At 72.7% G+C, this 14,698-nt stretch carries 15 protein-coding genes; 11 read left to right on the top strand and 4 right to left on the bottom strand.

Translation table 11 applies throughout. The features are described from left to right. Positions 1 to 100: 100 nt before the first annotated feature. Entirely contained in the window at positions 101 to 2,383 is a 2,283-nt protein-coding gene (purL, locus tag R2740_RS14740; RefSeq protein WP_371303541.1) for a phosphoribosylformylglycinamidine synthase subunit PurL, read from the top strand. Between the two features lie 12 nt (positions 2,384 to 2,395). Here purL and R2740_RS14735 read toward each other — a convergent pair whose 3' ends face one another. Further along, complete coding sequence (locus R2740_RS14735) at positions 2,396 to 3,646, bottom strand: MFS transporter (protein WP_371303445.1); 1,251 nt, start codon at positions 3,644 to 3,646, stop codon at positions 2,396 to 2,398. 68 nt (positions 3,647 to 3,714) lie between these two features. On the opposite strand from R2740_RS14735, the gene R2740_RS14730 reads away from it, so the two are divergent. Both R2740_RS14730 and R2740_RS14725 read left to right on the top strand, forming a co-directional pair. Beyond that, a complete protein-coding gene (locus R2740_RS14730) occupies positions 3,715 to 4,302 on the top strand; it encodes a helix-turn-helix domain-containing protein (RefSeq protein WP_371303444.1) in 588 nt (195 codons plus the stop codon). Next, positions 4,299 to 5,021, top strand: a complete 723-nt coding sequence (locus R2740_RS14725) for an alpha/beta hydrolase (protein ID WP_371303443.1) — start codon at positions 4,299 to 4,301, stop codon at positions 5,019 to 5,021. The genes R2740_RS14730 and R2740_RS14725 overlap by 4 nt, the downstream gene beginning before the upstream one ends. A 15-nt stretch (positions 5,022 to 5,036) precedes the next feature. Here R2740_RS14725 and R2740_RS14720 read toward each other — a convergent pair whose 3' ends face one another. Beyond that, positions 5,037 to 5,738, bottom strand: coding sequence for a hypothetical protein (locus R2740_RS14720; RefSeq protein WP_371303442.1), 702 nt, complete (start codon positions 5,736 to 5,738; stop codon positions 5,037 to 5,039). A gap of 63 nt (positions 5,739 to 5,801) precedes the next feature. Between R2740_RS14720 and R2740_RS14715 the strand changes: the two genes are divergently transcribed. The 3 genes from R2740_RS14715 (at position 5,802) to R2740_RS14705 (ending at position 7,642) form a co-directional block, all read left to right on the top strand. Next, positions 5,802 to 6,767, top strand: a complete 966-nt coding sequence (locus R2740_RS14715) for a Tat pathway signal sequence (protein WP_371303441.1) — start codon at positions 5,802 to 5,804, stop codon at positions 6,765 to 6,767. Positions 6,768 to 6,806: 39 nt separating this feature from the next. Further along, positions 6,807 to 7,157, top strand: a complete 351-nt coding sequence (locus R2740_RS14710) for a sterol carrier family protein (protein ID WP_371303440.1) — start codon at positions 6,807 to 6,809, stop codon at positions 7,155 to 7,157. 65 nt (positions 7,158 to 7,222) lie between these two features. Then, a complete protein-coding gene (locus R2740_RS14705; protein ID WP_371303439.1) occupies positions 7,223 to 7,642 on the top strand; it encodes a calcium-binding protein in 420 nt (139 codons plus the stop codon). A 13-nt stretch (positions 7,643 to 7,655) separates the two neighbouring features. Here R2740_RS14705 and rocD read toward each other — a convergent pair whose 3' ends face one another. Further along, positions 7,656 to 8,903 (bottom strand): ornithine--oxo-acid transaminase, encoded by a 1,248-nt coding sequence (gene rocD / locus R2740_RS14700; RefSeq protein WP_371303438.1) that lies wholly within the window; start codon positions 8,901 to 8,903, stop codon positions 7,656 to 7,658. A gap of 206 nt (positions 8,904 to 9,109) precedes the next feature. Between rocD and R2740_RS14695 the strand changes: the two genes are divergently transcribed. After that, the gene (locus R2740_RS14695) at positions 9,110 to 10,441 is read left to right on the top strand and encodes a dipeptidase (RefSeq protein ID WP_371303437.1); all 1,332 of its coding nucleotides are present in this window, start codon (positions 9,110 to 9,112) and stop codon (positions 10,439 to 10,441) included. Positions 10,442 to 10,450: 9 nt separating this feature from the next. Here the strand turns inward: R2740_RS14695 and R2740_RS14690 are convergent, their stop codons facing one another. Further along, positions 10,451 to 11,407: an FMN-binding negative transcriptional regulator gene (locus R2740_RS14690; RefSeq protein WP_371303436.1), complete on the bottom strand. Its 957-nt coding sequence runs from the start codon at positions 11,405 to 11,407 to the stop codon at positions 10,451 to 10,453. Positions 11,408 to 11,420: 13 nt separating this feature from the next. Between R2740_RS14690 and R2740_RS14685 the strand changes: the two genes are divergently transcribed. From R2740_RS14685 to R2740_RS14670, 4 genes are all read left to right on the top strand, one after another. Continuing rightward, on the top strand, positions 11,421 to 11,657 hold the full coding sequence (locus R2740_RS14685; RefSeq protein WP_371303435.1) for a hypothetical protein: 237 nt from the start codon (positions 11,421 to 11,423) through the stop codon (positions 11,655 to 11,657). 18 nt (positions 11,658 to 11,675) lie between these two features. Next, complete coding sequence (gene purF / locus R2740_RS14680; RefSeq protein ID WP_371303434.1) at positions 11,676 to 13,124, top strand: amidophosphoribosyltransferase; 1,449 nt, start codon at positions 11,676 to 11,678, stop codon at positions 13,122 to 13,124. A 28-nt stretch (positions 13,125 to 13,152) separates the two neighbouring features. Beyond that, entirely contained in the window at positions 13,153 to 14,229 is a 1,077-nt protein-coding gene (gene purM, locus R2740_RS14675; RefSeq protein ID WP_371303433.1) for a phosphoribosylformylglycinamidine cyclo-ligase, read from the top strand. Between the two features lie 173 nt (positions 14,230 to 14,402). Further along, on the top strand, positions 14,403 to 14,585 hold the full coding sequence (locus tag R2740_RS14670; RefSeq protein WP_371303432.1) for a DUF3073 domain-containing protein: 183 nt from the start codon (positions 14,403 to 14,405) through the stop codon (positions 14,583 to 14,585). The last annotated feature ends 113 nt before the right edge of the window (positions 14,586 to 14,698 follow it).

The following is a 14,698-nucleotide window of genomic DNA, read 5'->3' as shown; positions in this document are numbered from 1 at the left end:
CACACCCACCGACGCCCCCGCCGAGACCTCCGTTGGGCACTCCGCGGAGCCGGACACCGCGACTCCTGCGACGACGACCGCCGAGCGACCGGCCGTGACCGTGGAGGGGGAGACTCCGGCGCCGCCGGCCCCACGCGGGCTCGACACGGTGTCCGTGGCGTCGAGCGACCCGGGTCGGGAGCAGCCGTGGGAGGCGCTGGGTCTCAAGGAGGACGAGTACGCCCGGATCCGCGAGATCCTCGGCCGCCGGCCCACCGCCAGCGAGCTGGCGATGTACTCCGTGATGTGGAGCGAGCACTGCTCCTACAAGTCGAGCAAGGTGCACCTCAAGCAGTTCTCGGAGATCCCGCAGGAGACCCCGGTCGGCAAGATGCTCGCCGGCATCGGTGAGAACGCCGGCGTGATCGACATCGGCCAGGGCTATGCCGTGACGTTCAAGGTCGAGAGCCACAACCACCCGTCGTACGTCGAGCCCTACCAGGGCGCCGCGACCGGCGTCGGCGGCATCGTCCGCGACATCCTGGCCATGGGAGCACGGCCGGTGGCGGTGATGGACCCGCTGCGGTTCGGCCCGCTCGAGGAGGCCGACACCCAGCGGGTGCTGCCCGGGATCGTGGCCGGCGTGGGCGGCTACGGCAACTGCCTGGGGCTGCCGAACATCGGCGGCGAGGCGGTGTTCGACCCGACCTACCTCGGCAACCCCTTGGTCAACGCGCTCTGCGTGGGCGTGCTGCGGCACGAGGACCTGCACCTCGCCAAGGCCTCGGGGGCCGGCAACAAGGTGATCCTGTACGGCGCCCGCACCGGTGGCGACGGCATCGGCGGCGTGAGCGTGCTGGCCAGCGAGACCTTCGACGAGGGCGGGCCGGCCAAGCGTCCGAGTGTGCAGGTCGGCGACCCGTTCATGGAGAAGCTGCTCATCGAGTGCACCCTCGAGCTGTTCGCGGCCGGGGTCGTTGCCGGCATCCAGGACCTCGGCGGCGCCGGGCTCTCGTGCGCGACCTCGGAGCTGGCGAGCGCCGGTGACGGCGGCATGCGTGTCGACCTCAGCCTGGTGCCGTTGCGCGACCCCACGCTGTCGCCCGAGGAGATCCTGATGAGCGAGAGCCAGGAGCGGATGATGGCGATCGTCGAGCCCGACGACGTCGACGCCTTCATGGCGATCTGCGCGAAGTGGGACGTCGAGGCGATCGTGCTCGGCGAGGTCACCGACACCGAGCGGCTGGAGATCGACTGGCAGGGCGAGCGGGTCGTCGACGTCCCGCCCCGGTCGGTGGCCCACGAGGGGCCGACGTACCACCGTCCGTTCGCGCGACCCGACTGGCAGGACCCGCTCCAGGCCGACGGCGCCGACGCGCTCCCGCGCCCGCAGAGCGGCGACGAGCTGCGCGAGACGGTGCTGCGCCTGGCCGCCTCGCCCAACCTCTGCGACAAGACCTGGATCACCGACCAGTACGACCGCTACGTCCGCGGCAACACCGTGCTCGCCCAGCCGTCGGACGCCGGCATGGTGCGGGTCGACGACGAGACCAACCTCGGTGTGGCGATCTCGACCGACTGCAACGGCCGCTTCGCCAAGCTCGACCCCTACGCCGGCGCGCAGCTGGCGCTGGCCGAGTCCTACCGCAACGTGGCCGCCGGCGGTGCGACGCCGCTCGCGATCTCCGACTGCCTCAACTTCGGCTCGCCCGAGGACCCCGACGTGATGTGGCAGTTCGCCGAGGCCTGCCGCGGCCTCAAGGACGCCTGCCAGACGCTGGGCATCCCGGTGACCGGGGGCAACGTCAGCCTCTACAACCAGACCGGTGACACGGCGATCCTGCCGACGCCGGTGGTCGCCGTGCTCGGCGTGATCGACGACGTGACCCGCCGGGTGCCGACCGGGTTCGCGAAGCGTGGCGAGGTGGTGCTGCTGCTCGGCGAGACCCGCGACGAGCTGTCCGGCTCCGAATGGGCCCATGTCGTGCACGGGCACCTCGGCGGCCTGCCGCCGGTGGTCGACCTGATGGCCGAGAAGAACCTCGCCCTGCTGCTCGCCGACGCCGGCCGCTCCCAGCTGGTCACGTCCGCCCACGACCTCTCCGACGGCGGCCTCTCTCAGGCGCTCGTCGAGTCCTGCCTGCGGCACGGGGTCGGCGTGACGGTCGCGGTCGGCGACGACCCGTTCGTGGCGCTCTTCAGCGAGTCGGCGGCCCGGGCCCTGGTCACGGTGCCGCTGGCGCAGCGGGCGTCGTTCGTCGCGATGGCCGAGGCGCTGGGGGTGCCGGTGGCCGAGCTCGGCCGCACCGGGGGCGACCGGCTGGTGGTCGAGGGTCAGCTCGAGATCGCCCTCGACGAGCTTCGTGACGCCTGGACCGCCACGCTGCCCGCGGCGCTGGGCTGACCCGCTGCGTCGCTACGCGGCGAGCTCCACCTCGGTCACCGTGGCCCACTCGGTGGGGCGGGGGACCGACCGGATCGACCTGCTCAGCGTGACCATCAGGGCGAGGCCGAGGAACGCGGCGGCGAGGGTCCCGATGGCGGCCTGACCGCCCCAGTGGGCGAGCAGGTAGCCGCCGGCCAACGGGGACAGCGACATCACCGACATCGCGACGAACGTCGAGGCCGCGGACACGCGACCCTGCAGGTCGGCCGGGGTGACCGCCATCCGGTAGGCGCCGATGCCGGCGTTGCCCGCCGGGTTGAGCAGCATCATCGCGAACAGGCAGCCGCCCACGGCCAGCGGTCCGCCCCACCAGATCAGGGGCAGCACGGGCAGGGCCTGTGCCCAGGCGATCAGCACCGTGAGTCGCCCGGTCGCCAGTCGGGCGATCAGGGCCGGCGCCACGGCCGCGCCCACCAGACCGCCCAGCGCGGCGCCGGTCTCGGCCAGGCCGATCTCGGCCGGATGGTGACCGGCCTCGACCATCCGCAGCAGCGCGGCGAAGAACAAGGCGTTGACGACCAGGTTGGCCAGCGCCGCCCAGGTGAGCAGCACCCGGAAGAACGGGCGGGCGACGACGAAGCGCAGGCCCTCGAGGAGGTCGTGGCGCACGGACCGGCCCGGTTGCCGGCGCCGGGCCGGTCCCAGCGGTGTCCGCAGCCGGGACAGGGTGAGGCAAGAGATGGCATAGGTGAACGCGTCGACGGCGAACGGCAGCCAGCGCGTGACGGCGTACAGCAGGCCGCCGAGAGGCGCGCCGACCAGGCCAGCCACGTGCTCGCGCGCCTGGTTCTGGGCGAGCGCCGTGGGCAGGTCGTCGGTCGGCACGACGCTGCGGATGGCCGAGGTCTGGGCCGGCCTGAAGATGCCGGCTCCGACGCCGGTGAGCAGGGAGACGACGACGAGGTGCGCGACGCTCAGCGAGCCGAGGACGCCGGCCACCGCGAGGGAGAGGTAGAGGAGGGCGCCGCTGCCGCTCACCAGGGTCATCAGCCGCCTGCGGTCGTGCCGGTCGACGGCGACGCCCGCGGGCAGCAGGGCGAGGGACATCCCCGCCAGGTGGGCGGCCTCGGCCAGCGCGGCCACCATGGCCGACCCCGAGATCGCGTAGCCGACCAGCGGGAAGGCGAACAGCGACATCCGGCTGCCGAGGGTGGAGACGGTCTCGCCGACCCAGAGGATCGTGAAGTCGTGGTTGCGGGCGAGGGAGCGGAAGCCGGGCATATCCGCAACCTATAGTGCGCAAGTTATCTTGCGCAAGAGGTCGTGCGAAAGTTGCTAGCATGTCCGGCGTGACAGCCGAGCAGTCGCCACCCGCGGCCGATGACCCGCGGATCCTTCGGGCGATCGCCCATCCGGTCCGCAACCGGATCCTCGCCGAGCTCGAGGCGGCCGGGTCGCTGCGGGCCGCCGACGTCGCCGCGACGGTCGGGATCCCGGCCAACCAGGCCAGCTTCCACCTGCGCCAGCTGGCCAAGTACGGCGTCGTCGAGCCGGCGCCGGAGCTGGCCCGCGACCGGCGCGACCGGGTGTGGCGGCTGGTCGGCGGCGAGCTCGTGGTCAACGTGTCGGACATCGAGAAGGCGCCCGGCGGCCGGGCCGCCGCCGCCGTGTGGCGACGCCAGGCCGTCGCTGCCGCCCACGAGGTGGTCGAGCGTGCCTACGCCGGAGACCCCGACCATCGCAGCACCATCCTGGAGGCCTCGGTCCGGCTGTCGCCAGAGGCGGTCACGGAGTTCACCCGCGAGCTCGGCGAGCTGGTCGACCGATGGAACGACCCGGGCCGCGACCGCGGTGCGGAGGCGGCGACCTACCACGTGCTCAACATCGTGCAGCGCTATCCGGCCGACACCACGGACGATCCGGGGGCCGGCGGGTGATCCGCTACGGCGACCACCCGTCGCAGTATGCCGAGCTCACGAGGCCGGACGGGCCTCCGCTCGGCCTGGTCGTCGTGATCCACGGCGGCTTCTGGAAGCAGGCGTACGGCGCCGAGCTGGGGCGGCCGCTGGCGGCCCGGCTGGCCGAGCTGGGCTGGGCCGCGTGGAACGTGGAGTACCGCCGGGTGGGCGACGGCGGTGGCTTCCCGGCGACCTTCGACGACGTGCATGCGGCGATCGAGGCGTCGGCCGGCCCGGTGCCCGGCCCCGCCCGGGTGGTGACGCTCGGCCACTCCGCCGGGGGGCACCTCGCGACCTGGGCGGCCGCGCGCGGTCGCTTCGACCGGTGGCCGGTCTCGGTCGGTGTCACCCACGTTGTGTCGCAGGCCGGCGTCGTCGACCTGACCGACGGGTTCGAGCGGGATCTGGGCGGCGGCGCCGTGGCGGCCCTGATGGGCGGCGGCCCCGAGCTGCCGGCGTACGACCTCGCCGACCCGCGGCGCCAGCTCCCGATCGGGGTGCCCGCCTGGTGTGTGCACGCGCGAGACGACGACATGGTGCCGTTCGCGATGTCGCAGGACTATGTCGCCGCGGCCCGGGCTGCCGGTGCCGACGCCACGCTGGTCGAGGTGCCCGGTGGGCACTTCGGCGTGATCGAGGTCGGCTCGCCGGCCTGGGCCCGGATCGAGGCCCTGCTCGCGGAGATCGGCGGCGGCTGACCTGTCGCGGTGCGGTCAGTCGGGCAGCAGCGAGATCTTCTGCCAGATCTTGCGCGACATCGAGGTGGTCAGCGTCTCGATGTCGGAGACCGTCTCGAGCACCAACGGGTCCCGTGACTCCTCCGCGCACAGCGCGGCCACCTTGCCCACCAGGCTGAGCAGCTCGGAGCAGTAGTCGAGGTAGTGCTCCATCTGGCTCCGGTCGAGCGCGGGCTCGACCGACTCGCTGGTCCGGACGAAGTCGGGACGCAGTCGTTCGGGGTCCTTGGTCAGCTGGTGCATGTCGATGACGTGCGCGACCGAGCGGAGTCGGTGCAGCAGCCCCAGCAGATGGCCGCGCTCGAGCCGGGCCGGCAGCGCGTGCAGGAAGAAGATCGCGATGGCGGCGAACACCAGGTCGTTGATCGTGCTCTCGATCAGGCCGACCCACTCCGCCGACCCGTTGCGCGTCACACTGCCGGGATCGTGGAAGGCGAACGCCAGGACGGCGGTCGTCCCGACCACGACCAGCACGGTCAGCGCCCGCTCGACGACCCGGACCAGCCGGAGCCGCCCGCGGATCGTGCCGGTCCCGTCGGCGACGTCGGCGGCCAGCACCGCGAGGTCGCCGGCCACCCGGCGCAGCCCGCGCTCCGGGAACCGCGCCGCCACCCGCTGCTCCAGCCGCTCCACCGTGGCCAGGACCGGCTCCGAGTCGAGCCTGTCGAACGACGACATGACCGCACCCTAGACCGGTCGGCTCGCGAGGCGGGGGAGGCGACGACTCCCTACGATGGGGCGGTGCGCGGCGTGGTGCTGGCGGTGGCGATCGGTCTGCTCGGGGTGGCCCCGACCGCTCCGCACCGGCCCCCTCCCGTCGTGGCCCAGGCGTCGGCGCAGGCACGGCCCCGGTCGCTTCCCCTCCCGCTGCACGGGCTCACCCTCGAGAGGGTCACCCCGCTGCCCGCGACTGTCCGTGCGGTGGCTGCTCACCGGGCGCACCCGACCGTGCGTCTGGTGTTCCAGCGCGGCACCGGTCCGGCGGCCTACGCCCGCGCCGTACGCCGGCTCCGGCCGCATGCCTCGCTGATGGGCGAGGTCGTGGACTCGACCGCCGTCCGGGCCCTGTCGGTGTCGGCCTACCGGAAGCGGACGCGCGCCTACGTCAACCGGTTCGGCGCTCGCATCGACCTCTGGGAGATCGGCAACGAGCTCAACGGCGAGTGGCTCGGTCGGCCGAGGCGGATCAACGCCAAGGTGCTCGCCGCCTACCGCGTCGTCGAGAAGGAGCACACCGGCCTCCGCTCGGCGATCACCCTGAACTACTGGCCCAGCCGCGACTGCTACGCGAAGCCCTGGGAGGCGACGCTGCGCTTCGCCCGTCGGATGCCGGGGGAGGTCAGGCACGGCGTCGACTACGTGTTCCTCAGCTTCTACGAGACCGCGTGCGAGCCGGTGGCGCGGCCGTCGGCGCGCAAGGTCGGCCGCACCTTCGCGGCGCTGAAGCGGATCTTCCCCCGCGCCCGCGTCGGCTTCGGCGAGATCGGCGCGCAGCGGCGCAGCGACGGCCTGCCGAGCAACCCGACCCTGGCGGAGAAGCAGCGGGTCGCGAAGCGCTACTACGGCATGCACCAGACGCTCCGCCACCGGCTGGGGAGACGCTACGTCGGCGGCTACTTCTGGTGGTACTACGCCGACGATGCCGTCCCACGACACCGGCCTCGGTCGCTCTGGCCCACCCTGGACCGCCTGTTCCGCAGCTACTGACGGCTCGGCGGGTCCACCGGTCGGCGTAGGCTCGCCGCCGTGCCCGCCAAGCTGACGCCCGCCGACCCGGCCGCCGTGGCGGAGGCACTGTCGCGCACGGACCGCAGCCGTGACGACGAGCGGCTGCTGACCAAGCACTTCCTGGCGCTGCTGGTGCGCCGCGCGCCCGGTCGCTCGGTGGAGGTGCGGGTGCCGCCGTACGCCGCGGCACAGGCCGTCGAGGGGGTGCGGCACACCCGCGGCACGCCCCCGGCGGTGGTCGAGCTGGACGCCGACACCTGGGTCGCGCTGGCCACCGGCGTCACCTCCTGGCGCGAGGCCGAGGCCGAGGGCCGGGTCCGCGCCAGCGGCGAGCGGGCCGACCTGTCGGCGTACCTCCCACTGGTCTGAACCAGTCGCGGGTGAGCTCCCGGTTCGGCGGACAGCGGCCGCGGGCCACGGCGAGCATGGACGGCATGCTGCTTCGCGTCGTGCCCGCCGTGGTCGTGCTGGGGTGTGCCCTGGCGGTGGCGCCGGCCGCGTCCGCCAAGACCGTCAACGGGGGCGGCGACAACGACGTCCTGACCGGCACCAAGAACGCCGACCTCATCCGCGGGTACACCGGGGGCGACAAGCTCTACGGCAAGGCCGGTCCCGACCGCCTGGAGGGCGGACGCGACAACGACACGCTCTACGGCGGCCGCGGCAACGACCTGCTGCTGCCCGGCAAGGGTGGCGACACGATCGACGCGGGCCCCGGCAACGACACCATCAAGCTGGTCCGGGACGGCATCCAGGACCTGGTCCTGTGCGGTCCCGGCAAGGACAAGCTCTACGTCAAGGGCCGCGACCCGGGCGACGTGTTCTTCGACTGCGAGACGATCGTCTACCAGTAGCTCCGGCTCGGGGTCAGCTCGCGCAGATCTCCCGGAACGCGGCGAGCAGCACGTCGAGGTCCTCCTCGGTGGCCACCAGCGGCGGAGCCAGCCGGACCGTCTGGCCGTGCGCCTCCTTGGCCAGGATGCCGTGGTCGAGCAGCTGCTCGCAGACGTGGCGGCCGGTGGTCAGGTCGGGGGAGACGTCGACGCCGGCCCACAGGCCGCGCACCCGCACCTCGTCGATGCCCTGGCCGACGAGCTCGCCGAGCCCGTCGGCGAGGTAGGAGCCCAACGTCGCGGCGCGCTTCTGGAACTCGCCCTCCGACAGCATCGCGACGACCTCGCGGCCGATCGCGGCGGCGAGCGGGTTGCCGCCGAACGTCGAGCCGTGGGTGCCCGGCGTGATCACCGACAGCACGTCACCGTCGGCGGCGATCGCGGAGACGGGGTAGAGGCCACCGCCCAGCGCCTTGCCCAGCACGTAGATGTCGGGCACGACGTCCTCGTGGTCGCACGCGAAGGTGCGGCCGGTGCGTGCCAGTCCCGACTGGATCTCGTCGGCGACCATCAGCACCTCGGTCCGGTTGCACAGCGCCCGCACCTGCTGGAGGTAGCCCTCCGGCGGGATGATCACACCGCCCTCGCCCTGGATCGGCTCGAGCAGCACGGCGACCGTGGTGTCGTCGATGGCGGCCTCGAGCGCCTCGACGTCGCCGTAGGGAACCAGCCGGAATCCGGGGGTGTACGGCGCATAGCCGGCGGTCGCGACCGTGTCGGTCGAGAAGCTCACGATCGTCGTGGTGCGGCCGTGGAAGTTGCCCTCCATCGCGACGATGGTGGCCTGGTTCTCCGGGACGCCCTTGACGAGGTAGCCCCACTTGCGGCTCACCTTGATGGCGGTCTCCACGGCCTCCGCGCCGGTGTTCATCGGCAGGATCATCTCCTTGCCGGTGAGCTCGGCCAGGTCGCGCGAGAAGGGCCCGAGCTGGTCGTTGTAGAACGCCCGGCTGGTCAGCGTCAGCCGGTCGAGCTGCTCGTGGGCGCGGGCCAGCAGCCGGGGATGGCCGTGCCCGAAGTTGAGTGCGGAGTAGCCCGCCAGGCAGTCGAGGTAGCGACGTCCCTCGACGTCGGTCACCCAGGCGCCCTCGCCGTGGGCGAGCACCACCCGGAGGGGGTGGTAGTTGTGCGCCGCGAAGTCCTCGGTGAGCTCGATGTGGGTGCGGGTCTCGCCGTCGGTGAAGCTGTCGAGGACCGTCTCGACGTGGGTGTCAGGAGCCATGCCGTGATGCTCTCACCCGGAGGGCGTGCCGGTCCAATTATTGTCGGACAATCCGACCGGCGTGTCGGGCGGTGGGTGGGGTGGGGTGACTCCTCCGAGGAGCGAAATCGCAGATTTCGGCCTCCATTTCGACGAATTGGCTCCTCGGAGGAGCCAACCCCCGCCCCCGGGCGCCACCGCACCCCGCCCTCACTAGGGTGGCGACCATGACCGACCTGCGTGCCCGCCTCGCCGACGTCCTCCCCGGCTGCCGCCGTGACCTGGAGGACCTGATCCGGATCCAGTCGGTCAGCGCCGACCCCGAGCGGGCGGGAGAGGTGCAGCGCAGCGCCGAGGCGGTGCGCGACCTGTTCGCCGCCGAGGGGTTCGACGTCGAGATCCTCTCCGTCGACGGCGGTGCGCCGGCCGTGGTCGGCCACAAGCAGGGGCCGGAGGGCGCTCCGACGGTGCTGCTCTATGCCCACCATGACGTGCAGCCCGAGGGCGACCACGCCACCTGGGACTCCCCGCCCTGGGAGCCGACCGAACGCGGTGAGCGGCTCTATGCCCGCGGTGCGGCCGACGACAAGGCCGGCATCGCCACCCACCTCGGGGCGCTGCGGATGCTGGGCGAGGACCTGCCGGTCAACGTCACCGTCTTCATCGAGGGCGAGGAGGAGGTCGGCTCCGAGAGCCTGCCCGCCTTCCTGAAGGCCCACCACGACAGGCTCGCGGCCGACGTGATCGTGATCGCCGACTCCGGCAACTGGGACATCGGCGTGCCGGCGCTGACCACCTCGCTGCGCGGGCTGGTCCGGGTCGACGTCGAGGTGCGCACGCTCACCCATGCCGTCCACTCCGGCATGTGGGGCGGGCTGGTCCCCGACGCGCTGATCACGCTCTCGCGGCTGATCGCCACCCTCCACGACGACGCCGGCAACGTCGCCGTCGCGGGTCTGGTCGGCGGTCCGGCCGCCGACGTCGACTACCCCGAGGAGCGGCTGCGCGCCGAGAGCGGCATCGCCCCCGGCGTCGAGTGGATCGGCGACGGCAGCGCGGTCGAGCGGCTCTGGACCAAGCCCGCGCTCTCCATCACCGGCCTGGACGCCCCCCAGGTCGCCGGCGCCTCCAACCCGCTGGTCCCCGCCGCCCGCGCCAAGATCTCGATGCGGGTCGCCCCGGGCGACACCTGCGAGAACGCACTCGCCCGGCTCCGCGACCACCTCGAGCAGCACGTCCCCTGGGGCGCCCAGCTCTCCGTCACTCCCGTCGACACCGGCGAGGCCACCGCCATCGACGCCACCGGACCGGCGTACGACGTGGCGCGCGGCGCCTTCGCCGAGGCCTGGGACGGCGTCGTCCCCGTCGACATGGGCGTCGGCGGCTCGATCCCGTTCATCGCGGAGTTCCTCGAGGCGTTCCCTCAGGCCTCGGTGCTGGTCACCGGCGTCGAGGACCCCGACACCCGCGCCCACGGCGCCAACGAGGGCCTGCACCTCGCCGAGTGGGAGCGGGTCGTCCTCGCCCACGCGCTGCTCCTGCAGCGACTGGGCGGGTAGCCCACCGAGCTAGCGGTCCGCGGCCGCCGTGTCCGTGGCGAGGTCGGCTCGCATCTGCGCCGCCATCGCCTGCTCGGACGACGACCCGCCGGCCAACCCGGCGATCACACCGAGCCGGTCGGCCTCGGAGCGGTTCTGGCTGCGTTTGGCCTTGCCCTCCACCCGCTCCACGACCAGCTCGACGCCGACGATCGCGCGGAGCTGCTGGTCCACGAACGCTTCCGGAGCGTCGGTGACGGCCCAGGGCTCGGGGCGGAGGCCCTCGTGCCGGTCGGTGAGCGCGGTCACCGCCTCGCGCAGCCACGCGGCGTCGCGGTGCACCGTGGCGCGCCCGATCAGGTGCACGGCGGAGTAGTTCCAGGTCGGGACCACCCGGCCGTGCTCGGCCTTGGCGGCGTACCAACCGGGAGACACGTAGGCCTCCGGCCCGGTGACGACCGCCAGTGCCGGCGACCCAGGCCGGATCGAGCGCCAGTGCGGGTTCGCGATCGCCAGGTGGCAGATCAGCCGGTCCCCCTGCCAGAGGACGGGCAGCCGGGTCGCCAGCGGGAACCCGTCGTCACCCACCGTCACCAGCTCCGCGCTCCCGGCCGACTCGACCAGCGCCCGTGCCTGGTCGTCGTCGATCGCGGTGAACCGGGGGATGTACATGTCGCCATCCTCCCGCACGCCGGGCTGCGAGCCGGGCGGCTTCTCAGCCGGCGGCGAGGAACGCCTTGGCGCTGCCGATCCGGCCGCGCGCGCTCGGCTTCGTGGGGATCTCGACACCGCGGCGCCCGAGTCGTCGAGGTACTCGACCTCGGGGTAGGCCACCTTCGCACCCGCCTGTGTCGTGAGGTCGGAGACCGTCGCCTCGACGTCCGCCACCCGACCGACCCCCCGGCCCCGGAACCGCAGGATGTCGAGCACGGCGCTGTGCGCCGGCACGAGCAGGGAGCCGCGGTCGCTGCCGAACGCCGTGGACACCTCGACGCCGTCGATGGGATTCCCGTCCGCATCGAGTGCCCTCGAGCCGGAGGCGACGCTGGCAGCCGAGGCGGGGGGCGTGGCGTTCCGGGTCGGGTTCGCCCGCTGGCTCGAGGGCCCCGCCGACGAGGGCCTCCCCGCGATGCTGCTCGACAGCCACCGACGACTGGCTGCCCTGGCCCCCTCCGGGGGCTCCGGGACGACCAGAGACGGGTCACCCCGCGCGCGCCGTCGTACGCCCGCCGGGTGACCCCGTAGACTCCCCCACGTGTGCGGCGTATTCGGCGTCTGGGCCCCCGGTGAGGACGTCGCGAAGCTCACCTACTTCGGCCTCTACGCGCTGCAGCACCGCGGCCAGGAGTCGGCGGGCATCGCGGTCAGCAACGGCCGGCAGATCCTGGTCTACAAGGACATGGGCCTGGTGTCCCAGGTCTTCGACGAGTCGACGCTCGAGTCGCTCAAGGGGCACGTCGCGATCGGCCACAGCCGCTACTCCACGACCGGCTCGTCGGTCTGGCACAACGCGCAGCCGACGTTCCACCCGACGGCCGACGGCTCGATCGCGCTGGCCCACAACGGCAACCTGATCAACACCGGCGACCTGGCCAAGATGGTCGAGGACCTCGGTGGCCTCGAGGGTGAGCTCGACCTGCACGTGAAGCTGCCGGGCGACTCCACCAACGACACCTCGGTCGTCACCTCCCTGCTCGCCCACCACGCGGGCCAGACCGTGGAGGACCGCGCGGTCGACCTGCTGCCGCGGGTGCACGGCGCCTACTCGTTCGTGTTCATGGACGAGAACACCCTCTACGCCGCCCGCGACCCCCAGGGCATCCGCCCGTTGGTGCTGGGCCGCCTCGACCGCGGCTGGGTGGTCGCGAGTGAGGACGCGGCGCTGGCCACGATCGGCGCCAGTGTGGTCCGCGAGCTCGAGCCGGGTGAGCTGATCATCATCAACGAGGACGGCCTGCGCTCGCGCCACTTCGCACCGCAGGTGCCGAAGAGCTGCGTGTTCGAGTACGTCTACCTCGCCCGCCCCGACGCCACCATGGGCGGCCGCAGCGTCCACGAGGCGCGCGTCGAGATGGGCCGGCGGCTGGCCCGGGAGTTCCCGGTCGACGCCGACATGGTGATGCCGGTGCCCGAGTCGGGCACGCCTGCCGCCACCGGCTACGCCGAGGAGTCGGGCATCCCGTTCGGCCAGGGCTTCGTCAAGAACTCCTACGTCGGTCGCACCTTCATCCAGCCCAGCCAGACGCTGCGCCAGCTCGGCATCCGGCTCAAGCTCAACGCCCTCGAGCACATGATCCGCGGCAAGCGGATCGTGGTGGTCGACGACTCGATCGTGCGCGGCAACACCCAGCGCGCCCAGGTGCGGATGCTGCGCGAGGCCGGCGCCACCGAGGTGCACGTGCGCATCTCCTCCCCGCCGGTGAAGTGGCCCTGCTTCTACGGCATCGACTTCGCGACCCGGGCCGAGCTGATCGCCAACGGCCTCGACATCGAGGAGATCCGCGCCAGCATCGGCGCCGACTCGCTCGGCTACATCACGCTGGAGGGGATGATCGAGTCCACCGGCCAGCCGGCGGCGAGCCTGTGCTCCGCCTGCTTCACCGGGGAGTACCCCATCCCGTTGCCCGACGAGTCCCAGCTCGGCAAGCACCTGCTCGAGACCTCGCTGCGCGCCGACACGCTGCCGGTCTTCAACAACCCCTGACCCGACGTACGCCGCCCCGAGGAGCCTCGTGACCGACCCCGCCGACCAGTCCGCCTACGCCCAGGCCGGGGTCTCCATCGAGGCGGGCGACAAGGCCGTGCAGCTGATGAAGACCTGGGTCGAGAAGGCCCGGCGGCCGGAGATGATCGGCGGCATCGGCGGCTTCGCCGGCCTGTTCGACGCGAGCGCGCTCAAGGCCTACACCCGTCCGCTGCTGGCCACCTCGGCCGACGGTGTCGGCACCAAGGTCGCCATCGCGCAGGCCCTCGACAAGCACGACACCATCGGCTTCGACCTGGTCGGGATGCTGGTCGACGACCTGGTCGTCTGCGGGGCGGAGCCGCTCTTCCTCACCGACTACATCGCCACCGGACGCGTCGAGCCCGAGCGGATCGCGGCGATCGTCAAGGGCATCGCGGAGGCCTGCATCGAGGCCGGCTGCGCGCTGATCGGCGGCGAGACCGCCGAGCACCCGGGGCTGCTCGACCCGGACGAGTACGACGTCGCGGGAGCCACGACCGGCGTCGTGGAGGCCGACGCGCTGCTCGGGCCGGGCAGGGTGCGGCCGGGTGACGTCGTCCTCGCCATGGAGTCCAGCGGGCTGCACTCCAACGGCTACTCCCTGGTGCGTCATGTGCTGCTCACCGGCGCCGGCTGGAGCCTCGACCGGCACGTCGACGAGCTGGGCCGCACCCTGGGCGAGGAGCTGCTGGAGCCGACCCGGATCTATGCCAAGGCGTGTCTCGCGCTCGCCGCGGCGACCGAGGTGCACGCGATGTCGCACATCACCGGGGGCGGCCTGGCCGGCAACCTCGAGCGGGTGCTGCCGGTCGAGCTGACCGCGACCGTCGACCGTTCCACCTGGCGCCCCGCGCCGGTGTTCGACCTGGTCCGGCGGGTCGGCGAGGTCCCGCAGCCCGATCTCGAGCAGACCCTCAACCTCGGGGTGGGCATGGTGGCGCTGCTGCCCCCCGACGCTGTCGACGCGGCCGTGGCGGTGCTCGCGGCGGCGGGGGTGCGGGCCTGGGCCGCCGGTGAGGTGGCCGCCGCGGAGCCCGACGAGGGGGGTCGGGTGCGGCTCGTGGGGCAGCATTCCGGCTGGTGACCGTCGCCGCGTGGCGGGCGCGCGGATTTTCGGGCCGACAACGTCACGGAAATTGGCTTGCCGGTGTGCGGGAACACCCATGGAGCAGGTAGCGTTGCCCCCACGAGAAACCGATCAGTAGACCGGGGTCAGGCAGCACCTGAGCCCCGGCCAAGTGCGAGGGGGTCGACCCTATGGGGCGCGGCCGAGCGAAGGCGAAGCAGACGAAGGTCGCACGCGACCTGAAGTACCGCACCCACGAGACGGACTTCGGGGCGCTGGCACGGGAGCTGCACGGCGAGTCCGACGCGGTCGAGGAGACCGACGACGACGCCGAGGACGAATGGTCGGAGTACGCCGACCCCCCACGCGGCTGACCAGGCTCTGACCGACCCTGCCGCCTCTCCGACCGCCCGGCCCGCCGCCGCGGTCGGTTGTTTTGCCATGTGGTCCAGTCCTTCCACGGCTGCCCGCGATTGCCTGGAAATCG

The organism is Nocardioides sp. (assembly GCF_041393715.1).
In the GTDB taxonomy this organism is placed as follows: Bacteria; Actinomycetota; Actinomycetes; order Propionibacteriales; family Nocardioidaceae; genus Nocardioides.
Note: the sequence above shows the minus strand (reverse complement) of the source record. Positions and strands in the feature narration are given on the sequence as shown.